The sequence below is a fragment of the Lachnospiraceae bacterium JLR.KK008 genome, from assembly GCA_037015955.1.
In the GTDB taxonomy this organism is placed as follows: Bacteria; Bacillota; Clostridia; order Lachnospirales; family Lachnospiraceae; genus VSOB01.
The window spans coordinates 2940809-2965208 of record CP143548.1 but is presented as its reverse complement, the minus strand read 5'-3'; the positions used below and the strand labels follow the sequence as shown (position 1 = coordinate 2965208).

The 24400-nt window shown below is 48.3% G+C and carries 19 protein-coding genes; 17 read left to right on the top strand and 2 right to left on the bottom strand.

All coding sequences use genetic code 11. From position 1 onward, the window contains the following. Window positions 1-81: 81 nt before the first annotated feature. From V1224_14625 to V1224_14595, 7 genes are all read left to right on the top strand, one after another. A complete protein-coding gene (locus tag V1224_14625) occupies window positions 82-1716 on the top strand; it encodes an alpha-glucosidase (protein WWR15687.1) in 1635 nt (544 codons plus the stop codon). Between the two features lie 32 nt (window positions 1717-1748). Continuing rightward, a complete protein-coding gene (locus V1224_14620; protein WWR17497.1) occupies window positions 1749-3029 on the top strand; it encodes an extracellular solute-binding protein in 1281 nt (426 codons plus the stop codon). Further along, on the top strand, window positions 3029-3907 hold the full coding sequence (locus V1224_14615) for a sugar ABC transporter permease (GenBank protein WWR15686.1): 879 nt from the start codon (window positions 3029-3031) through the stop codon (window positions 3905-3907). Before V1224_14620 ends, V1224_14615 begins: the two co-directional genes overlap by 1 nt. Next, window positions 3907-4755 carry a carbohydrate ABC transporter permease gene (locus V1224_14610; GenBank protein WWR15685.1) on the top strand — a complete coding sequence of 283 codons (849 nt, stop codon included), beginning with the start codon at window positions 3907-3909 and terminating at the stop codon, window positions 4753-4755. The genes V1224_14615 and V1224_14610 overlap by 1 nt, the downstream gene beginning before the upstream one ends. A 67-nt stretch (window positions 4756-4822) precedes the next feature. After that, window positions 4823-7012: an alpha-galactosidase gene (locus tag V1224_14605; GenBank protein WWR15684.1), complete on the top strand. Its 2190-nt coding sequence runs from the start codon at window positions 4823-4825 to the stop codon at window positions 7010-7012. A gap of 34 nt (window positions 7013-7046) precedes the next feature. Continuing rightward, the gene (locus V1224_14600; protein ID WWR15683.1) at window positions 7047-8900 is read left to right on the top strand and encodes an amylosucrase; all 1854 of its coding nucleotides are present in this window, start codon (window positions 7047-7049) and stop codon (window positions 8898-8900) included. Between the two features lie 138 nt (window positions 8901-9038). Further along, window positions 9039-10214 (top strand): FprA family A-type flavoprotein, encoded by a 1176-nt coding sequence (locus V1224_14595; GenBank protein WWR15682.1) that lies wholly within the window; start codon window positions 9039-9041, stop codon window positions 10212-10214. Window positions 10215-10377: 163 nt separating this feature from the next. Here V1224_14595 and V1224_14590 read toward each other — a convergent pair whose 3' ends face one another. Further along, window positions 10378-10932 carry a manganese efflux pump gene (locus V1224_14590; GenBank protein ID WWR15681.1) on the bottom strand — a complete coding sequence of 185 codons (555 nt, stop codon included), beginning with the start codon at window positions 10930-10932 and terminating at the stop codon, window positions 10378-10380. 190 nt (window positions 10933-11122) lie between these two features. On the opposite strand from V1224_14590, the gene V1224_14585 reads away from it, so the two are divergent. After that, window positions 11123-12031: a YitT family protein gene (locus V1224_14585; protein WWR15680.1), complete on the top strand. Its 909-nt coding sequence runs from the start codon at window positions 11123-11125 to the stop codon at window positions 12029-12031. Between the two features lie 3 nt (window positions 12032-12034). On the opposite strand, the gene V1224_14580 is transcribed toward V1224_14585, so the two are convergent. Further along, a complete protein-coding gene (locus V1224_14580) occupies window positions 12035-13642 on the bottom strand; it encodes a CTP synthase (protein ID WWR15679.1) in 1608 nt (535 codons plus the stop codon). 192 nt (window positions 13643-13834) lie between these two features. On the opposite strand from V1224_14580, the gene ftsH reads away from it, so the two are divergent. The 9 genes from ftsH to V1224_14535 all read left to right on the top strand — a co-directional run bounded on the left by ftsH (window position 13835) and on the right by V1224_14535 (window position 24222). After that, complete coding sequence (gene ftsH / locus V1224_14575) at window positions 13835-16306, top strand: ATP-dependent zinc metalloprotease FtsH (protein ID WWR17496.1); 2472 nt, start codon at window positions 13835-13837, stop codon at window positions 16304-16306. Between the two features lie 53 nt (window positions 16307-16359). Beyond that, window positions 16360-18225, top strand: coding sequence for an excinuclease ABC subunit UvrC (gene uvrC / locus V1224_14570; protein ID WWR15678.1), 1866 nt, complete (start codon window positions 16360-16362; stop codon window positions 18223-18225). Window positions 18226-18310: 85 nt separating this feature from the next. Then, window positions 18311-19252, top strand: coding sequence for an HPr(Ser) kinase/phosphatase (gene hprK / locus V1224_14565; GenBank protein WWR15677.1), 942 nt, complete (start codon window positions 18311-18313; stop codon window positions 19250-19252). Between the two features lie 60 nt (window positions 19253-19312). Then, window positions 19313-20248: an ROK family glucokinase gene (locus V1224_14560; protein WWR15676.1), complete on the top strand. Its 936-nt coding sequence runs from the start codon at window positions 19313-19315 to the stop codon at window positions 20246-20248. Window positions 20249-20275: 27 nt separating this feature from the next. After that, window positions 20276-21232 (top strand): UDP-N-acetylmuramate dehydrogenase, encoded by a 957-nt coding sequence (murB, locus tag V1224_14555; protein ID WWR15675.1) that lies wholly within the window; start codon window positions 20276-20278, stop codon window positions 21230-21232. A gap of 6 nt (window positions 21233-21238) precedes the next feature. Next, window positions 21239-22108 carry an RNase adapter RapZ gene (gene rapZ, locus V1224_14550; GenBank protein ID WWR15674.1) on the top strand — a complete coding sequence of 290 codons (870 nt, stop codon included), beginning with the start codon at window positions 21239-21241 and terminating at the stop codon, window positions 22106-22108. A 10-nt stretch (window positions 22109-22118) separates the two neighbouring features. Then, window positions 22119-23054, top strand: a complete 936-nt coding sequence (whiA, locus tag V1224_14545; protein WWR15673.1) for a DNA-binding protein WhiA — start codon at window positions 22119-22121, stop codon at window positions 23052-23054. Then, a complete protein-coding gene (locus tag V1224_14540; GenBank protein WWR15672.1) occupies window positions 23055-23315 on the top strand; it encodes an HPr family phosphocarrier protein in 261 nt (86 codons plus the stop codon). It abuts the gene before it with no gap. A gap of 7 nt (window positions 23316-23322) precedes the next feature. Further along, window positions 23323-24222 (top strand): YegS/Rv2252/BmrU family lipid kinase, encoded by a 900-nt coding sequence (locus V1224_14535; protein ID WWR15671.1) that lies wholly within the window; start codon window positions 23323-23325, stop codon window positions 24220-24222. Window positions 24223-24400: the final 178 nt, after the last annotated feature.

Genomic DNA, 24400 nt, shown 5'->3' with positions numbered 1-24400 from the left:
AGGACGCATAATGGTAAGTTAGACTATAAATGGCGAAAGAGATTGTGAACGGAGCCAAAAAACAAAAGGAGTGGTGCATGAATGATGGATGAACTGTGGTGGAAACAGGCAGTAATTTATCAGATATATCCCCGCAGCTTTTACGACAGCAATGGTGACGGCATAGGAGATCTGAAAGGGGTCATACAAAAGCTGGAGTATTTGCAAAATCTGGGGATACAGGCGATCTGGCTGTCGCCGGTCTGCTGCTCACCTCAGGACGACAACGGATATGATATTTCCAATTATCAGGACATCGATCCGCTGTTTGGCAGTCTGGAAGATATGGATGAGCTGATCCGTCAGGCATCGACACGCGGCATACGGATCATTCTGGACTTGGTGTTGAATCATACTTCTGATGAACATCCGTGGTTTTTGAAGGCAAAGCAGAGCCGGGATAACCCTTACCATGCGTACTATGTGTGGCGGGATGGTGAAGAGGGAACGCCGCCCAGCGACCTGAAAGCCAGCTTTGGCGGTTCCGCATGGGAATGGGTGCCGGAATGCGGACAGTACTATCTGCATCAGTTCTCGGTGAAACAACCGGATCTGAACTGGGAGAATCCACAAGTGAGAAAAGAGATCTATCAAATGATCCGCTGGTGGACAGAAAGAGGGATCGGAGGTTTTCGTCTGGATGTTATTGACCTGATCGCCAAAGAACCTGACAGAGGCGTGATGGCGGAGGGAAAACAGCTTCACGAGTACTTAAAGGAGATGAGCCGGGAAGTTTTTGCAGGAAACCACCTGATCACTGTGGGAGAAGCGTGGAGTGCAACTCCCGAACGGGCATTTCTGTACAGTAACCCGGACGGCAGTGAACTCTCGATGGTCTTTCAGTTCGAACACATTCTTCTGGATCAACAACCGGACGGAGAAAAGTGGGATCTGGCGCCGTTGCCTTTTGTCGAATTTAAAAAGACGCTTGCCAAATGGCAGACGCAATTATACCAGAAGGGCTGGAACAGTCTCTTTTTCAGCAATCACGATCTGCCAAGATCAGTATCCCGTTTTGGGGATGACGGAGAGTACAGGGAAAAATCCGCGAAAATGCTGGCACTGTGTCTGCATGGAATGCAGGGAACGCCTTATGTTTACCAGGGGGAGGAACTTGGCATGACAAATGTCAGGTTTGATATTAGTGAATACAGGGACATCGAACTGCTGAATATGTATCGGGAGCGCAGGCAGGCAGGCTATCCGGAGGAGGAAATCATGGAGTCTGTCTATGCAAAAGGACGTGACAACGCCCGCACGCCGATGCAGTGGAACGGAGGGGAACATGCAGGCTTTACGAGCGGGACGCCGTGGATACGCGTAAATCCGAATTATACGGATGTAAACGTGGAGCGGCAGATGGCGGACGAAGATTCCGTTTTTCATTTTTACAGAAAACTGATCGCGCTGCGAAAGAGGGAAAAGGTGCTGACTGACGGCAGATTTACACTTTTGCTGCCGGAGGATCCGGATATATTTGCTTATATCCGTGAAAATGAGACAGACAGACTTTTGGTGATCTGCAATTTTACATCACAGGCAGTGCGGTATACGCTTTCGGAGAACTGGGAAGAGGCGGAAGTGCTGCTGAGCAATGAAAAACTAAAATTTTTTCAGGGAATCTTGCAGCCATATGAAGCATATATGGTAGTCAAGAGAAAGGAGGATGTACAATGAAAAGACGATGGAAGACATCTGCGGTACTGTGCATGTCCGCCGTCATAGCGGCGTCGGCTGCACTGTCAGGATGCGGCGCCGAAAATGCTGACGGGAAAGTAAGGGTGGAGATCGTGCAGTACAAACCGGAGGCTGTCAAGGCATTTGAACAACTGGAGGAGAAGTTCAACGCGACACACGATGATATTGAGCTGGTGATCGATTCTCCGAATGATGCAATGACGATCATTAAGACCAGATTTATCAGAGAGGACTATCCGGATATTATCGGTATCGGCGGAGACATTAACTATTCTAACTTTTTGGACTCGGATATGTTAATGGATATATCGGACTATGAAGGATTGAAAGATATTAAGGAGTCATATTTGAGAACGGCCAAGGAGCTGGAGTTTATTCCGTACGACGGAGTATATGCGGTACCTTATATGGCAAATGCGGCCGGTGTACTCTATAATAAGGATATTTTTGATGAACATGGATGGACGATTCCGACAACACTGGATGAATTTTATCAACTGTGCAGCGATATTCAGGCAGCAGGAATCCAGCCGTTGTATTTCGGATTCAAGGATACATGGACGTGTCTGGCACCCTGGAATGCGATCTGCGTTGACGTAGCGCCGTCAGATACCTGTTCCCAGGTCAATTCCGGTAAGGCAAAGTTTGCGGATGCTTACCGTCCGGTAGCGGAGATTACGAAATCCCTGCTTCCGTATGCACAGAGTGATCCGTTTGCCTACAGCTATAATGACGCATGTACCGCATTCGCAAGAGGGGAATCCGCGATGTATGTGATCGGCAGCTATGCCGTTCCGCAGATCAAATCTGTCAATCCGGATATCAATATCGACTCTTTTGTATTCCCGGGCAGCAATAATCCGGAAGAGAATCTTCTCAACTCCGGTAACGATCTTCAGTGGTCAGTGATGGCAGGCTGTGAAAATATAGAAGCGGTCTATGAAGTATTGGACTTCCTGTATGAGGATGAAAATATTCAGATCTATCTGGACGATCAAAGCGCGGTGCCGTGTAAGAAGGGCGATTTCGTACTTCCGCCTATGCTTGATGGCATGAAAGAATATATTGAAAACGACCGTATGGCAGACTATCAGGATCATCATTATCCGGCTGAAATGGCGGTAGACGCTATGATCCAGACGTTTTTGATGGATGAGAGTGATAGCAGCGTAGATACATTTTTGCAGAAATTTGATGCGGAATGGGCGAGATATAACAGAGACCTGATCGCAAAAGTGCAGAAATTCTACAGCGAACATCCGGAAAAGATGACAGAAGGGAGCGAGGATTGATGATTTCAAAAGGTGCACAAGACAGAAAAAGAACATTTATGATCATTACGATCGTAGCAGTGGCGCTGTTCTTCTGCTTTAATACGCTGCCGCTGATCAAAGGGTTTATGTACAGCTTTACAAATTTCAAGGGTTATGGTTCCTATGAGTGGGTAGGTATGAGAAACTATGCAGACCTTGTAGGAGACGCCAGAGTCGGCAAATCCTATCTGTTCACATTTAAGTATGCCGTAGTGGGTACCATCATCACCAATATTATCAGTTTGCTGCTTGCACTGGGACTGAATGGCAAGATCAAGGGAAAGAGCGTAATGCGCGGCGTCTACTTCATTCCAAACGTGCTGGGGGGGCTTGTCATTGGCTATATCTTCAGTTTCTTCTTTACATATGTGCTTCCGGTTATCGGACAGAGCATGGGGATCGAAGCGATCAGCAGCAGTATGCTTTCCAGTACAGATAAGGCATGGATCGCGATTGTTGTCGTTGGATGCTGGCAGGCAATCGCTATGAACACGATCATTTATATTTCCGGTTTGCAGACAGTTCCGGAGGATGTATACGAGGCGGGTGCCATCGACGGCGTAACAGGCTGGAAACAGTTTAAGAGCCTTACATTCCCGCTGATCATCCCATTTTTCAGTATCAACATGGTACTGTGCATGAAGAACTTCCTGATGGTATTCGATCAGGTCATGGCTCTCACAAAGGGTGGTCCTTCCCAGAGTACGGAGTCGATCTCCTACCTGATCTACAATAACGGTATGAGCGGCGGACAGTTCGGATTCCAGAGTGCGAATGCCTTTGTATTCTTTGTCGTGATCGTTGCAATCTCTGTCATTCAGATGACAGCTACTGGTAAGAAGGAGGAACAGCTGTGATGAAAAAGCATAATAAACAGACAGCAGCCGTAAATTGGCCGGTTACTATTTTGCTGATTCTCGGATGCATTACGATATTCTTTCCTTTATATATGGCTGTAATCATCGCTTTCAAGCAGCCTACGGAAATGACAAACGATATTGCCGGAGCGCTTGCATTTCCGGCACAGTGGAGTTTCGCGAACTTTTCGGAGGCAATGCGTGTGACTGATTTCTGGAATTCGCTTGGTAACAGCCTTCTGCTGACAATGGCAACGGTGGTAATCGCGATTGTCATTCATGGTCTGGCAGGCTATGCGATCGGTCGCAGCATGATCAGAAGCAAGACTTACAATGTAATCTATCTGTATATCGTGAGCGGTATGTTTGTTCCTTTTGCAATTTTGATGATGCCTCTAGTAAAACAGACGGCGCAGATGGGCATCGCCAACAGACTGGGGGTTATCCTGCTGTATGTCGTATTTTACATGCCATTGAACATGATGCTCTACAAAGGGTATTTGACGAATATTCCGATCGCCCTGGAAGAGGCGGCGCGTGTGGACGGCGCTTCCACCTGGCGGACATACTGGTCGATCGTATTCCCGATCATGAAGCCGATGCACGCAACCGTTGCGGTACTGACGGCTATGAGCACATGGAACGATGTTATGACACCGCTTGTCATTATGTCCGGTACCGGAAAAAATACGCTGCCGCTGGCACAGCTGAATTTCCAGACACAGTTTGGTACAAACTATAACCTGGCATTCGCTTCTTACCTGTTGGCATTGATTCCGATCCTTTTATTCTATATTATCTGCCAGAAACAGATCTTGAACGGTGTTGTAAACGGAGCCGTAAAATAGTAATATTATTAAGACAGTAAGAATGATTGAAAGACAGAACAGATTTGATATGTGAGAGGGCAATCATATGGCAATCAGTATTAATGAGAAAGACAAGATATTTACGCTGCATACCACAAAGAGCACATACCAAATGAAAGTAGACAAATACCGAAATTTGCTGCATACGTATTTTGGTGTCCGTGCCCAGGGAACCGATTTTTCGTATCTGATCGTTCCGGCTGACCATGGTTTTTCCGGTCAGCCGGCAGAGGCAGGAGACGAGAGAACGTATTCTATGGATTGTTACCCTCTGGAATATCCGGTGCATGGGAACGGAGATTATCGGATCAAGGCATTGAAAGCCGGAATATCCGGACAGGTTCCCGCACTGGATCTTCGTTATCACTCACATAAGATAACTAAGGGGAAATATGGACTACAGGGATTGCCGGCAATGTTTGAGGCACAAGAAGACAGTGCGGAGACATTGGAGGTCGTCCTCAAAGATTTATATGAAGAGATCTATGTTACATTGCTCTATGGAGTGTTGGAGAAAGCCAATGTGATCACACGCACGGCGGTTATCTATAACAGAGGAAAAGCACCGCTGCATATTCACCGCGCCATGAGCTTCGCACTGGATTTTTTGGAAAATGATAAAGAACTGATTCATTTTTATGGCAAGCATCAATGGGAAAGACAATTTGAGCGGACCAAACTGATGCACGGCATCTCGGAAGTATCGAGTATGCGGGGGATGTCCAGCCATCAGCACAATCCTTTTGTGATCCTCTGTGATAAAGATGCGACAGAGGACTACGGGAAATGCTATGGCATCTCTCTGCTGTACAGCGGTGGTTTCCGCATTCAGACAGAAGTTGATCAGCTGGATCAGGTGCGCATCGCAGGTGGTATCGACGATGACGAGTTTGAATGGATTCTCGAACAGGGAGAATCTTTCATCACACCGGAGGCTGTTCTTTGCTTCACAGACAGAGGGCTGACCGATCTGTCGCACGATATTACCGATGCGTATGAGACGAGCCTGATCAGGAGCAGCTGGAAAAATAAAAGACGTCCGATTCTTGTAAACAACTGGGAAGCGACTTATTTTGAATTTAACGGAGAGAAACTTTTGGAGATTGCCAGACAGGCACGGGCTATCGGGCTTGACATGCTTGTGCTGGATGACGGCTGGTTTGGGAAACGGGATGATGACAATTCCGGCCTTGGGGACTGGCAGGTCAACGAACGTAAACTCGGCTGTTCTCTGAAGGAACTGGTGGACGAGGTCAGGAAGCTGGGGCTTATGTTCGGCATCTGGGTAGAGTTTGAGATGGTTTCGGAGGACAGTGAGCTGTACCGCAATCATCCAGACTGGGTGATGGTCATTCCTGACAGAGACCCGGTACGCTCCAGAAATCAACTGGTGCTTGATCTGTCCAGAAGAGATGTGATCGCATATCTGCGGGATGCCATCGACACTGTCCTGCAGTCGGCAGACATCAGCTATATGAAATGGGACGTGAACAGAAGTCTGGAAAATGTTTTCAGCGGTTATGCGCCGTCGCTAAGTCAGGGCGCAGTGAGATACCGCTATGTATTAGGGTTGTATGAGTTATTGGAGTATGTGACGCAGCGCTATCCGGATGTATTGCTGGAGGGCTGCTGTGGCGGAGGCGGACGGTTTGATGCAGGGATGCTGTATTATACGCCGCAGATCTGGTGCAGTGACAACACGGATGCTATCGAACGGCTCCGCATTCATTATGGAACTTCTTTCGGCTATCCGATGTCGGCCGTGGCGGCTCATGTGTCCGTCTGCCCGAATCATCAAAATGGCAGAATCACGCCTTTTAAGACTCGTGGTATCTGTGCGATGCAGGGGGCATTTGGATATGAGCTTGACCTGAATCATCTGTCTGCGGAAGAGCTGGAAGAAGCAAAGGAGCAGGCTGATTTTTACAGAAAACATCATGGGCTGTTCCAGAGCGGCGACTATTACCGTTTGTCTTCGCCTTATGAAAATCATGATTTTACCGCTTGGAGTTATGTGTCAAAAGACAAGTCAAAAGTTTCCCTGAGCGTGATCTTTACAGATCTGCATGGAAATCCAAAGCCTCTGCGTGTAAAACTGAAGGGGCTTGAGGCGGAAGCTGTCTACAGGCTTGGTGATGCGGAGTATACGGGAGATGCGCTTATGGCGGCAGGCGTGGTATTGCCCATACCGGAGTGCGAATATGATTCCTGGTTTGCCTTGATAGAGAAATTGTAATATAATGGTAAAAACGTCTGATGGGGGCCATATTATGTTAAAAAATCAGGAAAAAATTTACAGAGAACGATATGACAGACATTTTGACGAATTAAAATGGCTGTACATGGAGCTGTATGATAATGATGGAATGTTCGCGGAATTGTGTGAAAATATGCACAGTTTTTATGAGGACAGAAATCAGGATCTGCATACGTTAGACAGGAAGAGAGAGGAAGATCCCAACTGGTATAAAAGCAATGATATGTTGGGGATGATGTTTTATATTGACAATTTCGGCGGTACAATCAAAGGGGTCCAGGATAAGCTCGATTATATCGAGAAGTGCAATGTGAATTATATTCACCTTATGCCTTTTCTGGAGACGGTAGAGGGAAGGTCAGACGGTGGATATGCGGTGGCTGATTTCCGGAAAGTACAGGAAAAGCTGGGGACGATGGAAGATCTGGAGGCTCTGACAGAGAAATGCCATCGAAAAAATATCAATGTCTGCATGGATTTTGTGATGAATCACACATCAGAGGATCACAGATGGGCGAAGCGGGCCAGACAGGGTGAGGGGGAATACATGAGCCGGTATTTCTTCTATGATAATGACCAGATCCCAAACTGGTATGAAGAGACGGTACCGCAAGTGTTTCCGACAACTGCCCCGGGCAATTTCACCTGGCTGCCGGAAATTGGGCATTATGTGATGACGACTTTCTATCCTTATCAGTGGGATCTGAATTATCGCAATCCGCGGGTGTTCAACGAGATGATGTACAACTTCCTGTATCTGGCTAACCGGGGCGTGGACATCATCCGTATTGACGCTGTGCCATATATTTGGAAACAGTTGGGGACACAGTGCAGGAACTTGCCGCAGGTACATACGATCGTCCGCATGATGCGTATGATCGGCGAGATTGTCTGCCCGGGCATTCTGCTTCTGGGCGAGGTCGTGATGGAGCCGGAGAAAGTAGTGCCTTATTTCGGAACGGTCGAGAAACCGGAATGCCATATGCTGTATAATGTGACGACGATGGCGACTACCTGGCATACGGTGGCGGCGAGAGACGTACGTCTGTTAAAAAAACAGTTGGATATTGTAAATTCTCTGCCGAAAGATTATGTATTCCTCAATTATCTGCGGTGTCATGATGATATAGGCTGGGGTCTGGATTATGGCACTCTGATGACAGAGGGGATCGGAGAGGTCTCCCATAAAAAGTATCTGAATGATTATTTCCGTGGCTATACGGGCAGCAGCAACAGCCGGGGAGAACTTTATAATGAGGACCTGGTGACGGGCGATGCGAGATTTTGCGGAACGACTGCTTCCATGTGCGGCATTGAGCGGGCGCAGTCCGAGCACAACGAGGCAATGATGAAAAGCGCCATACAGATGGATGTGATGCTTCATGCTTATATGTTTATGCAGTCAGGGATTCCGGTCCTTTACAGTGGAGATGAGATCGGACAGCTCAATGATTACAGCTACAGGGAGGATCCTGCCAAGGAGGCGGATTCCAGATACCTGCACCGTGGTGCGATGAACTGGAAGCTGGCGGAAAATATTACCGACCTGATGACTGTGCAGGGGCAGTTGTTCCAGAGGCTTGGCCAACTGGAAGAGATACGAAAGAGGGAGCGTGTCTTTGTGACAGACGCTGCCACATGGACGGTCGAGACCTGGGAGCCGGGCGTGCTCTGCATCTGCCGGGCATATGGCGGGGAGAAAGTTATCGGATTGTTTAACTTTAGCGAGTATGACAAGACGGCATGGATTAACGAGACCGACGGGGATTATAAAGATATGCTTACCGGTTCTGTGATCGGTCAGGCCAGTGGCGTCAATATTCCCGGTTATGGGTTTTATTATCTGAAGAGAGTGGAAGAAAAATAATAGATACGAGGTAAGCCGTCTGTTCCTGTGAGGAAACAAGGCGGTTTACTTATTTTTGTGCCATATTGTAGGGAATACTTATTTATGCTATAATAGCCGCGAAAGATCAGAGAAGGGAATGGAAGGAGAATCACGCTGATGCAAAAAGTAACGGAATCAATTATAAATATAGGGATCGACGACAGAGAGATCACACTTTTTGAAGGACAATATGAAATCGAAAAAGGAATGGCATATAACTCCTATGTGATATTGGATGAGAAAGTGGCTGTTATGGACACGGTCGATGCGCACGTGACCGGGCAGTGGCTTCACGAGCTTGACCAGGCGCTGAACGGCAGGAAGGTGGATTATCTGATTGTACAGCATATGGAGCCGGATCATGGCGGCAGTATCCGGGAACTGGCAGACAGATTTCCGGATATGAAGATTGTGGCCAGCACGATAGCAGTGCGCATGTTAGATCAGTTTTTTGACGGGGACATGCAGGGGCGCACGGAAACGGTCAAAGAGGGTGATACACTTTCGCTTGGTTCTCATACTCTGCAGTTTTATACGGCAGCGATGGTACACTGGCCGGAAGTACTTGTAACATATGAGCAGTCCGAGCAGATCATGTTCAGCGCGGACGCTTTCGGAAAGTTTGGCACGCGGGATGCAGACGAGGAGTGGGCACGGGAAGCGAGACGCTATTATATCAATATATGTGGGAAGTACGGCGTACAGGTGCAGGCATTGCTTAAAAAATTGTCCGGTCTTTCCATATCGGCGATCTGTTCTTTGCACGGGCCGGTATTGACAGAAAATCTCGGCTATTATATGGACAAATACAATATCTGGAGCAGTTATGCACCGGAAAAGGCAGGGGTCTTTATTGCCTATGCTTCCATCTATGGTCATACTAGGGATGCAGCGTTGAAACTGAGAGATCTTTTGCAGGAAAACGGTGTAAAAGAAGTGGCAATGTGCGACCTTTGTCGTGATGATCTCCACGAGGCCGTAAGCAATGCCTTTTGTTATGACAGGCTTGTACTGGCGGCGGTTTCTTATGACAGTGGCCTGTTCCCGGCGATGGAGACATTGCTGCGTCATCTGAAGGCGAAGAATTATCAGAAGAGGATGGTCGCTTTGATTGAAAATGGTTCCTGGGGACCATGTGCTGCGAAGGAAATGCGGGCGCTTCTGGAGACGATGAAGGAAATTACAGTCGCAGAGCCAGTCGTGACGATCAAATCAGCGATGAAGTCGGAGAATGTGGCGCAGTTGGAGGAACTGGCAGGCGTGTTGGCCGGAAGCGTAAACAAGAATGAGTGAAATCAGAGAACAGTGAGGCGTTCGGGCGTCCCAAATGATGTGAGAAGCGATCATTTGGGGCGCTTGTGGTTTTGTAACCTGTCCACAGTTGGGTATCTCTCCATAGAAACGTCAGGTATGACAAACGTAAAGGGGTAAATACGGGCATGGAAAGATTATCCTGTCATATCACAAACCCGCACATGGCCAGTATGAGCAGCATCACACCGGAAAGCAGGTCGGCATAGCAGCTTGACAGGCGTAAGAGTGAAGTGTTTCCAAGATGGTTACCGGTCAGCAAAAAAAGAGCGGATGTAACGAAGGTGATAACTGCCGCGGGCAGCAGCAGAATACCGGAAATGCCCACACCAATACCAATGCCGATATTATTGAGAGAGAGGGCGCTCCCGAGCAGCAGCACCTCTTTCATGGGAAGCGTTGTACGCAGACTTTCAGCGTGGAGGCTGTTCTCCGGCGCGGAGAAGGCCTTGATGATATAATAGATTCCCAGGGCGAGAAGAATACCGCTGCCCATGTAGTCAGCGAGAAAATCAGGGAGAAAGACCAGAAGCCGACTTCCGAGAAAGAGTGAGAAAAAAGTGCCGGCAAGGGAGATCAGGCTGATAATCAGGTTTTGCAGAAAAGTAATGTGTATTTTTCGTATCCCATAGGACATACCTACAAGGAAAGCGTCAATGTTGACGGAACATGCAAAAAGGAGAGAAGAGATGAGATACATGAAATCGCTCCTATATTTCAATTTTCGTCATTTTATTAATTATGATATTCATCAGAACGGATAGAGTGCGATTTTCAGGCGTTGTCTGTTATTCGTGAAAGTGATGTGATATAATATACGGAAAGTCAGGCAGTTTTGAGAGCGCTTGATTTTGCTGACGCGGGAGTGATTACAGGAGGGTAAAAATGCAATGAATAAAAATATAGAAAAGTTAGCGGACAGACAGTTCCTGCTGGCACAGGGCAGGCTGCTTCTGGGAGGCCTCGCAGGGGTTCTGCTCTATGCCATCGGGATGAATCTGTTTGTTGTCCCGGTAGGACTGTACAGCGGCGGCCTGATGGGATTCTGTCAGGTGATCCGTACGGTATTGCAGCGTTATTGCGGGCTGTCATTTGGCAGTGTGGATATTGCCGGCGTTATCTATTATCTTTTGAATGTGCCATTGTTTGTGGTCGCGGTGCGCAGTATCAGCAAACGCTTTTTTGTCAAGACGATCATCTGTGTATCGGCAATGACATTATTTTTGTCAGTGATCCCGATTCCGCCGGAACCGATCATGGGGGAGGATATTCTGGCTTCCTGTCTGATCGGTGGGATTATCTGCGGTGCAGGCATTGGGATTCCGCTGCGGATGGGGTGCTCCGGCGGTGGCATGGATATTTTGGGATTGGCGCTGATCAAAAAGAAGAAAAATTTCAGCATCGGTAAATTAAACCTGATTGTGAATGGTATCTTATATGGTATCTGTCTGTTTCTGTTTGATGTGCCGACGGTCATCTATTCGCTGATCTATGCCGCGGTCAATTCGATGGCGGTAGACAGGCTGCATTCGCAGAACATTAATGTGGAAGTAAAGGTCGTGACGAGCGAGAAAAATGAGGAGATGGAAAAAGACATCATGCGGCATCTGGTGAGAGGCGTGACGAGATGGAGTGCTAAGGGGGCCTATACGGAGGAGGACAAGCAGGTTCTCTATATTCTGCTGTCTAAATATGAGCTGGCGCATTTGAGATACATTATAAAAAAACATGACCCCCATGCCTTTATCGTGGCAAATGAGGGGGTCAATATCAGCGGTAACTTCCTGAAAAAGTTATAGTTCCTATACATTCTTATTGCGCAGAGCCGCCTCAATAAAGCCTTTGAAAAGCGGATGGGGGCGGTTCGGTCTGGATTTTAATTCCGGGTGTGCCTGTGTGGCGATAAAGAAAGGATGCCCTGGCAGTTCGCACATCTCCACGATCCTGCCGTCAGGCGAGAGACCGGATAACGCCATACCTTTCTCGCTGAGGATTTCCCGGAAGTCATTGTTGACTTCATAACGGTGTCTGTGTCTTTCGTGAATGGTCTCCTGCTGATAGAGAGAGTAGGCCAGTGAATCTTTATCCAGAACACAGGGATAGGAACCAAGACGCAGTGTACCGCCGATGTCCTCCACACCATTTTGATCCGGCATCAGGGCGATGACAGGATGCGTTGTGGAAGGATTCAGTTCCACACTGTGTGCGTCCGCATATCCAATCACATTTCTTACAAATTCCACGATGGCAAGCTGCATACCAAGACAGAGACCAAGATAGGGGACCTTGTTCTCCCGGGCATAGGTGATGGCTTTGATTTTGCCTTCGATGCCGCGGCAGCCAAATCCGCCGGGAACGAGAACGCCATTGACATCGGATAAGAGAGAGGAGACATTCTCGTCTGTCACGGTCTCAGAATCGACCCACTTGATGTTGACAGTCGCTCTCTGAGCGATGCCGCCATGCTTGAGCGCTTCCACAACACTGATGTAAGCGTCATGAAGCTGAATATATTTTCCGACAAGAGCGATCGTAACTTCCTGTGTCGGAGAGCGCAGCGCCTGTACCATTTCTTCCCAGTCTTTCAGATCCGGTTGCGGACAGTCGAGACCAAGGCATTCACAGGCCACCTGTGCAAGATGTTCTTTCTCCATAGCCAGAGGCGCTTCGTACAAATATTCCACGTCGAGATTTTGCAGCACATAATTATTTGGCACATTGCAGAACAGAGCGATCTTATCCTTGAGTCCCTGATCGAGAGGATATTCGCTTCTGCATACGATAATATCCGGCTGAATACCCATCCCCTGTAATTCTTTGACGCTGCCCTGCGTCGGCTTTGTCTTCATCTCCTGTGAAGCGCGCAGATAGGGAATCAAAGTGACATGGATGAGGATTGCATTTTTTCTGCCCACTTCGTGCTGGAACTGCCGGATCGATTCCAGAAAGGGCTGGCTTTCAATATCGCCGACCGTACCGCCGACTTCAATGATAGCGATGCGGGTCTCCTTGTCGGTAAAATTGCGGTAAAAGCGGCTCTTGATCTCATTTGTGATATGCGGGATAACCTGAACGGTGCCTCCGCCATAGTCGCCGCGTCGTTCTTTTTGCAGGACGGACCAATACACTTTGCCTGTCGTCACATTGGAATTTTTATCCAGACTCTCATCGATAAAACGTTCATAATGGCCGAGATCCAGATCGGTCTCCGCGCCGTCGTCTGTTACAAATACTTCTCCGTGCTGGATCGGGTTCATAGTCCCCGGGTCAATGTTAATATATGGGTCAAATTTCTGCATGGTCACTTTATAACCGCGGGCTTTTAACAGTCTTCCTAAAGATGCGGCGGTAATGCCTTTTCCCAGACCGGATACAACACCGCCGGTTACGAATACGTATTTTACTGGCATAGTGATTTCCTCCTCAATAATTATAAATTGTATCATGCGAGGTGAGAAAAAACTACTGTTTCGTATGAAAATTTTCCTTATTTTAATTGTTTTTTCATTTTATGGAACTTGATTTATGAAAGAGCTGTCTCTATAATAGAAATGATAGTCTTTCAGACAAATGAAAGACAGAAGGTAAAGGTGAAAGAAAATATGGGTAACGGAAACTTCAATCAATACGGGAATGGGAGCAGCGGAAACAACGGGAATAATGGAAACAATGCAAATAGAGGCGGAAACAATGGCGGGAACAGAAATGGCGGGCCGGGCGAGCCGGGACGGCAAAGTCTTTTGATTCTGCTTGTGGCAGCTCTCGTAACGCTGTTTTGCATGAGCTATTTTATGAAAGTGTTAAACAATGCCACCAATAAGGAAATCCCTTATAACGAATTTATTGATATGGTGGAAGACGGACAGGTCGAGAGTGTGGAGATCGGTACCGACCAGATCACAATCAAACCAAAACAGCCGGAACAGAAGGAAGGGCTGATCCAGACGCCGGTGATCACGTACTATACGGGCAAAGTGGAAGAGGACGGGATGCTGACACAGAGGCTTCTGAAGTACGATGTGGAGATTGTGGGAGATATTCCGGATAATTCCAGCTTTCTGCTTTCGATCCTTGTGACCTATGTGCTGCCGATCGCTCTGTGCTGGATCCTGCTGAGTTTTCTGTTCCGCAAGATGTCCGGCGGCGGACCGATGGGGGTCGGTAAGAGCAATGCCAAAGTATATGTGCAGAAAGAAACCGGTGTGACATTTAAAGATGTGGCCGGGGAGGATGAGGCAAAAGAGTCTTTACAGGAAGTCGTGGACTTTTTGCACAATCCGGGGCGCTATGTACAGATCGGCGCCAGACTGCCCAAGGGAGCGCTTCTTGTCGGCCCTCCGGGAACAGGGAAGACGCTGCTTGCAAAGGCAGTGGCGGGTGAAGCGCATGTGCCGTTCTTTTCGTTGACAGGTTCTGACTTTATCGAGTTATATGTGGGCGTGGGCGCTTCCCGTGTGCGTGATCTGTTTAAGGAAGCGAACAAAAATGCGCCGTGTATCATTTTCATTGATGAGATTGATGCCATCGGCCGCAGCAGAGATTCGAAATACGGCGGTGGCAATGAAGAGAGAGAACAGACGCTGAATCAGCTGCTGTCAGAGATGGACGGTTTCGATTCCTCCAAGGGTATCCTGATCCTGGGGGCGACGAACAGACCGGAAATTCTGGACAAGGCACTGCTTCGTCCGGGACGTTTTGACAGACGGATCATTGTAGACAAACCGGATCTGAAGGGCCGTGTGGAGATTTTAAAAGTACACGCGAAAGACGTGAAAATGGATGAGACGGTAGATCTGGACGCCATTGCGCTGGCGACGAGCGGCGCGGTCGGGTCCGATCTTGCCAATATGATCAATGAGGCAGCCATCAATGCGGTCAAAGAGGGCAGGGAATACGTATGCCAGAAAGACCTGTTCAATGCGGTGGAAGTGGTCCTCGTCGGCAAAGAGAAAAAAGACCGCATTATGAGCAAGGAAGAGCGCAAGATCGTGTCCTATCATGAGGTGGGGCATGCGCTGATCAGTGCGCTCCAGAAAAATTCGGAACCGGTACAGAAAATCACGATCGTCCCGCGTACGATGGGGGCGCTTGGCTATGTCATGCACGTACCGGAAGAGGAAAAATATCTGAACACGCAGGCGGAGCTTCATGATATGCTGGTAGGCCTTCTGGGAGGCCGGGCGGCGGAAGAGATTGTATTTGACACGGTGACGACGGGTGCGGCCAATGATATTGAGAAAGCGACCGGTATTGCCAGAAGTATGGTGACACAGTACGGTATGAGCAAGAAGTTCGGCCTGATGGGGCTGGAGTCAGTGGAAAGCCGTTATCTGGACGGACGTACTGTGATGAACTGTGCGGATGCCACGGCGGCGGACGTGGATGAAGAAGTAATGCGGACGCTGAAGGAAAGCTATAAAGAGGCGAAAAAGCTGTTAAAAGAAAACCGTAAAGTCATGGATAAACTGGCGGATTTCCTGATTAAAAAAGAAACGATCACCGGCAAGGAATTTATGAAAATATTCCGTGAGATCAAAGGGATACCGGAGCCGGAGGACGAGGAGAAAAACGGCGGCAAAAACGGCGGCAAGGCCGGAGACAGGAAAGAAGAGAAAAGAGAAAAAATAAAAGAAGAAATAAAGAAAGAGAAAGTGCCTGTTCAGCCGGTACCACAGAGAATTATTGTACAGGAGAATCCTTCGTGGGGCAGCAGGCCAATGCCGGGAAAAATGCCGATGCCGGGTCACAGACCGGCGCCGGGAGATGTGCCGATGCCAGGGAACAGGCCGATGCCGGGTCACAGACCGGCACCGGGAGATGTGCCGATGCCAGGGAACAGGCCAATGCCGGATAACAGGCCGATACCGGGCGGCGGGCCAATGCCAGGGAATGGACCTGTGCCGGGAAGCGGGTCTGCATCCGGGAATATGCACGTCCCGGGCAGTGAGAATGCGCCTGCACCGGGGAATATACCGGGAACCGAACAGACGCAAGTGTCTGACACAGGCGGCGCGGCTTCGTCGGCGGGTGATGCGGAGCAGGAGAAGACAGATACTCCGGATATGGAACAATAGGGAACAAAACTGCTGCACTTTTTGCAGCAGTTTTCGCGTGCAAGGGGGAGTCCATGTTTCAAATTGAAGAAGAATTGAAAAAGCTGCCGAAACAACCGGGTGTCTATCTGATGCACGACAGTAATGATACGATATTGTATGTGGGAAAGGCGGTTAATCTCCATAACCGTGTTCGCTCCTACTTTCGCCCGAATATCGGCCGGGGACCACAGATCGACAAAATGGTCAGTCTGATCGACCATTTTGAATACATTGTCACGGATTCGGAGCTGGAGGCGCTTGTACTGGAAAATAATCTGATCAAAGAGCACAGTCCGAAATATAATACTCTTTTGAAAGATGACAAAACCTATCCTTATATTAAAGTGACTGTGGGGGAGGCCTATCCGCGCGTTTTGTTTTCCAGAGAAATGAAAAAAGACAGATCGAGGTATTTTGGACCATACACGAGTGCGGCCTCAGTGAAAGATACCATCGAGCTGATCAATAAGCTCTATATGCTGCGTACCTGTCATAAAAAATTTCCGCGGGACTTCGGGGCGGACAGACCGTGCCTGAATCATCATATCGGCAGGTGTATGGCGCCCTGTCAGGGTAATATTCCGGAGGAAGAATATGGCAGCCAGATTGAGAAAGCGCTGGATTTTCTAAACGGCAGTTATGGTCCGATCATAAAGGAACTGGAAGTAAAAATGACGGAAGCGTCGGAAAATCTGGATTTTGAGGAAGCGATTTCGTACCGGGAGCTTATACAGAGTGTGAAATCGGTCGCACAGAAACAGAAGATCACAGACAGTGCCGGAGAGGACAAGGACATCATTGCGCTGGCGAAAGAGGAAGCGGACGCAGTCGTACAGGTATTCTTTGTGCGTGGCGGCAGACTGATCGGCAGAGAGCATTTCTATATGACAAATGTGGTAGATACGGCCAGAATGGAGATTCTGGAGAGCTTTGTCAAGCAGTTTTATTCCGGAACGCCCTTTATTCCCCGTGAGTTGATGTTACAGGAAGAGATCGGGGATATGCGCATGATAGAAACATGGCTGTCGGAAAAGAGAGGCGGTCGTGTGCATATTCGGGTGCCAAAGATCGGTTCCAAAGAAAAACTGGTGGAACTGGCTGCCCATAACGCATCTCTTGTATTGCAGCATGACAGAGAGCGTATTAAAAGAGAAGAGGGCCGGACGATCGGAGCGGTGAAGGAGATCGCTTCTCTGCTGGGGCTGCCGGAAATCGACCGGATGGAGGCATTTGATATTTCCAATATCAGCGGTTTTGAAAATGTCGGTTCGATGGTCGTCTATGAAAAAGGAAAAGCGAAGCGCAGCGACTACCGCAAGTTCAGGATCCGGTCTGTCAGCGGCCCGGACGATTATGCCTGTATGAAGGAAGTGCTGGAACGCAGATTTGTGCACGGAATGACGGAAGCGTCTGCCCGCAGGGAGAAAAATCTCGATCAGGACCTGGGCAGTTTTACGAAGTTTCCCAGCCTGCTTTTGATGGATGGAGGCAAGGGACAGGTTAATATAGCGCTTGAAGTGCTCCGGGAGCTGGGGCTGCGGATTCCGGTGTGCGGTATGGTCAAGGATGACAATCACCGAACGCGGGGCCTGTACTATAACAATGAAGAGATTCCCATCGATCACAGATCGGAAGGCTTTAAACTGATCACAAGGATACAGGATGAGGCGCATCGGTTTGCCATAACCTATCATCGGTCGCTGAGGAATAAGAGCCAGATTAAGAGCGTGCTGGATGACATTCCCGGCGTGGGGCCAGTCAGAAGGAAGGCACTGATGCGACACTTTAAGTCGCTGGACGATATTCGCAACGCCAGCGTGGAGCAGCTATGTCTGATACCGGAGATCAATGAGCGCAGCGCAGGTGAAATCTATCAATTTTTCCATGAGAAAAATTGATATGAATTATTGTTTATGATACACTGGACATAATGAGTTCAGGTAGATTTATTAATGATTGATATGAAGGACAGGGGGTAGAGGTATGTCAGTTGTAAAACTGTCAAGGATCATCGAGAAAATGAAGCTGGAAAATCTGACTCCGGAGATCGACATCAAAGGGAATAAGATCACACAGCCGGATATTAACAGACCGGCGCTTCAGCTGGCAGGTTATTTTGAACATTTTGACGCTACGCGTCTGCAGATCATCGGTTTTGTCGAGTATTCCTATATGGCAAGTCTGGAAGAAGAGCGGAAAAAAGAAATTTATACGAAGTTTCTTTCCAGTGATGTTCCGGGCGTTGTGTTCTGCCGTGAACTGCGGCCGGATGACCTGTTCAAGGAGTTGGCGGTCAAACATAATGTGCCGCTGATGATGACGAAAAAAGGTACTTCCGCATTTACTGCGGAGATCATCCGCTGGCTGAATGTAAAACTTGCCCCCTGTATCTCTGTGCATGGCGTTCTTGTCGACGTATACGGCGAAGGCGTGCTCATTACAGGTGAGAGTGGCATCGGCAAGTCTGAGGCTGCGCTGGAGCTGATCAAGAGAGGGCATCGTCTTGTCACCGATGACGTGGTAGAGCTGAGAAAAGTCAGCGACGAGACGCTGATCGGCTCTGCGCCGGATATTACGAAACATTTCATTGAGCTGAGAGGCATTGGCATCGTGGACGTGAAGATGCTTTTCGGTGTGTCCAGCGTTAAAGACACCCAGTCTATCGATCTGGTGATCAGACTGGAGGAGTGGGACAAAGACAAAGAATATGACAGACTTGGTCTGGAAGAGGAATATACGGAATATCTTGGAAATAAGATCGTATGCCATAACATTCCGATCCGTCCCGGGCGGAATCTGGCGATCATCTGTGAATCTGCAGCCGTCAATCACAGACAGAAAAAGATGGGTTACAATGCCGCGCAGGAATTGTATGCGAGAGTACAGAACTCCCTGGCGAAAAAACGGGAAGAAGAATACGAATAATACGCATGTTGCGTACAGTGGATAAAAAGATACAGGGCAGACGAAAAAAGGAGATATGCTATGAAAAAGTATTGTTTTGGGGTGGATGTAGGCGGAACTACAGTTAAACTTGGCCTGTTTGACAAAGAAGGGACAATTCTGGAAAAATGGGAAATTCCTACGCGGACAGAAAACAACGGAGAGATGATTCTGCCTGACGTTGCGCAGGCGCTTAATAAGAAACTGGAAGAAAAAGGGATCGACAAAGAAGAAGTCTGCGGCGTGGGAATCGGCGCCCCGGGCCCGATCGACAAAGACGGAGTTGTGCATGTGGCGGTTAATCTGGGCTGGGGAACATTTAATCTTCAGGATACACTGAGTGAACTGTGCGGACTGCCGGTGCGTGCCGGCAATGACGCCAATGTGGCAGCTCTCGGTGAGATGTGGAAGGGCGGCGGACAGGGATACCGCAATCTGGTGCTCGTAACGCTCGGCACAGGCGTAGGCGGCGGAGTTATTATCGACGGACATGCACTGGAAGGCTCCAACGGTTCAGGTGGAGAGATTGGACATATCCATATGCAGGATGGAGAGGCAGACGAGTGTGGCTGCGGCAATCATGGTTGTCTGGAGCAGTATGCTTCCGCTACCGGCATCGTCAGACTGGCACATCGCAGACTGGAGGCGACGACAGAGGACTCCGTACTTCGTCACGGGGAAGTGTCTGCCAAGACGGTGTTCGATGCAGTTAAGGCAGGGGACGCCGTGGCGATTGAAATCGCAGAAGAATTTGGCGTATATCTGGGCAAGGGGCTTGCAGCCATCGCCTGTGTCGCCAATCCGGAAGCGTTTGTCATCGGCGGCGGCGTATCGAAGGCCGGTGATATTCTGTTCTCCTTCATTGAGAAAAATTATAAAAAATATGTGTTCCATGGCAGCAGAGAAGCAAAATTCGAACTTGCCACGCTGGGGAACGACGCAGGCATCTGTGGCGCGGCCAAACTGGTGCTTGAATAAGTTAGCATAAAATAAGAAAAGCGGCATATGCTGAAAAAAACGTGGGTGAAGACAGTGAATCAGGCTTTGAAAGATTATATGGCGTCTATACTGCCGGCAGAAAATATAAAATTACAGGAACCAATGAACCGACACACCAGCTTTCGCACGGGCGGCGAGGCGGCGGCGCTCGTTCAGGTCAATGACGAGGAACAGCTTCGGAAGCTACTCTTTTACCTGAGAGAGACCGAAAATGATTACTTTATATTGGGAAACGGTACCAACCTTCTTGTGAGTGACCAGGGATATGACGGAGTCATCATTCAGATCGGAACCGGAATGAGCCGTATTGATGTGGAAGGAAACCGGGTCCGGGTGGAGGCGGGAGCCCTTCTTGCCCAGACGGCAAAAAGAGCGATGGAAGAAGGGCTGACCGGAATGGAATTTGCCTCCGGTATTCCCGGCAGCGTGGGTGGAGGCATCGTGATGAATGCGGGCGCCTATGACGGTGAGATGAAGCAGATCGTCGAGAGTGTGACGGTCCTCAACGAGCGGGGAGAAGAGATGGAACTGGACTGCGATACGATGGAATTCGGGTATCGGACGAGTGTCATCAGGAACCGCCCTTTTGTAGTGACTAAGGCAGTGCTGCGGCTGACAGAAGGAGAGAAGGAAAGTATCCGTGCGAAGATGGAAGATTTTGCTGCCAGGCGTAAAGCGAAGCAGCCTTTGGAGTATCCAAGCGGCGGCAGCACTTTTAAACGTCCGGAGGGATACTATGCAGGAAAACTGATTATGGACAGCGGCCTGCGCGGGTATCGGGTTGGCGGCGCGCAGGTGTCGGAAAAGCACTGCGGGTTCCTGATCAACACGGGGACTGCTACATCGGAAGACATCATAGAGCTGATGTCAGAGGTACAGGAACGTGTCAGGGCGAAATTTGGCGTGGTACTGGAGCCGGAGATTGTTACATTGGGAAATTTCAGCCTGAATCTGAGGAAGTGATAGGATATGCGATTTGTCATAGTGACCGGAATGAGTGGCGGCGGTAAGAGAACAGCATTGAAAATGTTAGAAGATATGGGCTTTTTCTGTGTTGATAATCTGCCAATCCCTCTCCTGGAAAAGTTTGTCGAGTTGATCGCAGTGCCGAATAAAGAGATCTCGAAAGTCGCACTCGGACTGGACGTGCGTGCGGATCAGTCCTTTGCCCATGTGGGAGAGCGGTTTGAGAGTCTGAAAAATAATGGTTATAAGTTTGAGATTCTGTTTATGGAGGCAAGCGACGGTGTTCTGATCAGGCGTTACAAGGAAAGCCGGAGGATGCACCCTCTCACCTCCTATAAGGGCGGCAGAGTGGAGGACGGCATCCGGCGGGAGCGCAAAGTGCTGGAGAGCATGAAAAAGAAGGCCGATTATATTATTGATACTTCCAATCTGCTTACGAGAGAATTGAAAGAAGAACTGGATCGCATCTTTGTCAAGAATGAAGAATACAACAGCCTGATGGTAACTGTCATGTCCTTTGGCTTTAAAAACGGGATTCCTTCGGATGCGGACCTGGTATTTGACGTCAGATTTCTTCCCAATCCTTTCTATATAGAGAATTTAAAGCATCTGACGGGCAATGAGAAGCCGGTGCAAAATTATGTGATGAGTTTTGCGGAAGCGGAGCAGTTCATACAAAAGTTGACGGACATGCTGTTGTTTCTGATTCCAAACTATGTGAAAGAGGGCAAGTATCAGTTGATCGTGGGAATCGGCTGCACGGGAGGCAAGCACAGAAGTGTGACATTGGCCAATGAGCTGTACAGCAGATTAAAGAATCAGGGAAACTATGGTCTGACCATTCAACACAGAGATATTAAAAACGGGATATAGGAGAGGCAGCATGTCTTTTTCCGGTGAAGTAAAGGAAGAACTGGCAGAACATATCAGTTCTTCCCGTCACTGTCAGATTGCGGAACTGGCAGTTATATTTTGTTACAGCGGAAGGATATGGAAAAACAGAGAGGGTGATACCTCTCTTTCCATTCAGAGCGAAAATGAACAAGTCATAAGAAAATGCTTTACATTGTTCAAGAAATCATTTAATATATGTACTGATGTAATCGAGAGAGGGGCATGCTCTCTGACGGTGAGAGATACGGAGCAGGCCAGAAAACTGCTGCAGGCGTTCAAATTGCTGAATGCTTCCGGTGAGATGAGTCAGAGAACAGATATTGTCAATCCTCTCCTGATCAAGAATGCCTGTTGCAGGCGTGCATTTCTGAGAGGCGCTTTTCTGGCGGTCGGCTCGATGAGCGACCCTGAGAAAAGTTATCACCTGGAGTTTGTATGCGGAACAGAGACACAGGCGCTGCAGCTTCAGGAAACGATCAGAGATTTTGCGATAGAATCCAGAATTATTGTCAGAAAAAATCATTTTGTAGTGTATATGAAAGAGGGCTCCGGCATTGTTGACTTATTGAATGTTACAGGGGCTCATGTTTCTTTGATGAACCTGGAGAATCTGCGTATTGTCAAGGAAATGCGCAATTCGATCAACAGAAGGGTGAATTGTGAGACAGCCAATATCACAAAGACAGTGAATGCGTCGGCGAAGCAGACGGAAGATATTATACTGATCCAGAAAACGATTGGTCTGAAAGGACTGCAGGACAGCTTGAGAGAAGCTGCGGAAGTACGGATGGAGTATCCTGATGCAAGCCTGAAGGAGCTGGGCCAATACCTGAATCCACCGGTAGGGAAGTCGGGTATGAACCATAGACTGAGAAAGTTAAGTGAAATTGCGGAAGGAATTCGTGATAATAAGGAGGAGAAGTAAATGATTAAGAAGTCTGTAAAAATCGAACTTTCCAACGGATTAGAAGCAAGACCGGTAGCGCTTCTTGTGCAGGTGGCGAGTCAATATGAGAGCACGGTATATCTGGAGAGCGGAAGTAAAAGAGTGAACGCTAAAAGCATCATGGGTATGATGAGTCTTGGCCTTAACAATGGAGAAGAAGTTACAGTGATCTGTGAAGGAAAAGACGAAGAGGCGGCAACGGATAATGTGGAAAAGCTCTTAACAGGAAAGGCTTCATAAAACAGATATGTCAAAGAATGTGCTTTTGATCTATAATCCCTGTGCGGGAAAAGGGAAGATACGGGGAAAGCTGGTTGATGTCATTGAGATCCTGGCGGAAGGTGGATATGAGGTGACAGTCCGTCCGACAAAAGGGCCGGGAGATGCGGCAGAGGTCGTGAGGGAGAAAGGGAAGAGATATGACCTGGTCGTATGCAGCGGCGGAGACGGCACATTAGACGAAGTAGTAACCGGGGTGATGGAGTGTGCAGAGAACATTCCGATCGGATATATTCCGGCGGGCAGTACCAATGATTTTGCCGCCAGCCTGGGACTCCCTAAAAACATGGTGGAAGCGGCCCATATCGCAGTAGACGGGAAAAAATTTTCCTGCGATGTCGGTTCGTTTAATCAGGATATATTTGTCTATGTGGCGGCGTTCGGTATCTTTACGGAAGTTTCTTATGAGACACCGCAGAGCTATAAAAATACGCTTGGCCATGTGGCATATATACTGGAAGGAATGAAAAGGCTTCCGAGCCTGAGGACGTATTACCTGAAAGTGGATTGCAATGGAAAAGAAATCGAAGATGAGTTTCTGTTCGGAATGATCACAAATTCCACTTCTGTAGGAGGATTCAAAAAACTTACCGGGAAATATGTGGAGTTGAATGACGGATTGTTTGAGGTTATGCTGATCCGCAAACCGAAAACGCCATTAGGGTTAAATCAGATCATCACTGCACTGCTGACAGAGACGATAGATACGGATCGTATCATTTATGAAAAGACGGATAGAATCACATTTCAATCGGAGGAAGAAGTGGCATGGACTTTGGACGGAGAGTTTGGCGGCGATCACACGAATGTGGAGATTGTAAACAGACCTCAGGCGATTGAGATCATGGTACCGGATTATGAATCATAAGAGGAATCGCGCAGCCGCGATTCTTTTTTTGTGCAGGAATTCCTGTACGATAAATATCAAAATCGCGACGGGCAGAGGGCAAACTCTTCGGCTCTGTTTTCCGCACTCTTTTTCTGCTAATAAATGGAATAGTTGTTTAATTTTCTGTCAATGAATGGTATACTAAAACAAACAACAA

Coding starts and splice junctions, on each gene's coding strand:
- V1224_14605 (WWR15684.1), top strand. CDS start 4,823: ATGGCAATCAGTATTAATGAGAAAGACAAGATATTTACGCTGCATACC.
- V1224_14625 (WWR15687.1), top strand. CDS start 82: ATGATGGATGAACTGTGGTGGAAACAGGCAGTAATTTATCAGATATAT.
- hprK (WWR15677.1), top strand. CDS start 18,311: ATGTCAGTTGTAAAACTGTCAAGGATCATCGAGAAAATGAAGCTGGAA.
- murB (WWR15675.1), top strand. CDS start 20,276: ATGCTGAAAAAAACGTGGGTGAAGACAGTGAATCAGGCTTTGAAAGAT.
- V1224_14595 (WWR15682.1), top strand. CDS start 9,039: ATGCAAAAAGTAACGGAATCAATTATAAATATAGGGATCGACGACAGA.
- V1224_14590 (WWR15681.1), bottom strand. CDS start 10,932: ATGTATCTCATCTCTTCTCTCCTTTTTGCATGTTCCGTCAACATTGAC.
- V1224_14560 (WWR15676.1), top strand. CDS start 19,313: ATGAAAAAGTATTGTTTTGGGGTGGATGTAGGCGGAACTACAGTTAAA.
- rapZ (WWR15674.1), top strand. CDS start 21,239: ATGCGATTTGTCATAGTGACCGGAATGAGTGGCGGCGGTAAGAGAACA.
- V1224_14580 (WWR15679.1), bottom strand. CDS start 13,642: ATGCCAGTAAAATACGTATTCGTAACCGGCGGTGTTGTATCCGGTCTG.
- V1224_14540 (WWR15672.1), top strand. CDS start 23,055: ATGATTAAGAAGTCTGTAAAAATCGAACTTTCCAACGGATTAGAAGCA.
- V1224_14600 (WWR15683.1), top strand. CDS start 7,047: ATGTTAAAAAATCAGGAAAAAATTTACAGAGAACGATATGACAGACAT.
- V1224_14610 (WWR15685.1), top strand. CDS start 3,907: ATGAAAAAGCATAATAAACAGACAGCAGCCGTAAATTGGCCGGTTACT.
- V1224_14535 (WWR15671.1), top strand. CDS start 23,323: ATGTCAAAGAATGTGCTTTTGATCTATAATCCCTGTGCGGGAAAAGGG.
- V1224_14620 (WWR17497.1), top strand. CDS start 1,749: ATGTCCGCCGTCATAGCGGCGTCGGCTGCACTGTCAGGATGCGGCGCC.
- V1224_14615 (WWR15686.1), top strand. CDS start 3,029: ATGATTTCAAAAGGTGCACAAGACAGAAAAAGAACATTTATGATCATT.
- whiA (WWR15673.1), top strand. CDS start 22,119: ATGTCTTTTTCCGGTGAAGTAAAGGAAGAACTGGCAGAACATATCAGT.
- uvrC (WWR15678.1), top strand. CDS start 16,360: ATGTTTCAAATTGAAGAAGAATTGAAAAAGCTGCCGAAACAACCGGGT.
- ftsH (WWR17496.1), top strand. CDS start 13,835: ATGGGTAACGGAAACTTCAATCAATACGGGAATGGGAGCAGCGGAAAC.
- V1224_14585 (WWR15680.1), top strand. CDS start 11,123: ATGAATAAAAATATAGAAAAGTTAGCGGACAGACAGTTCCTGCTGGCA.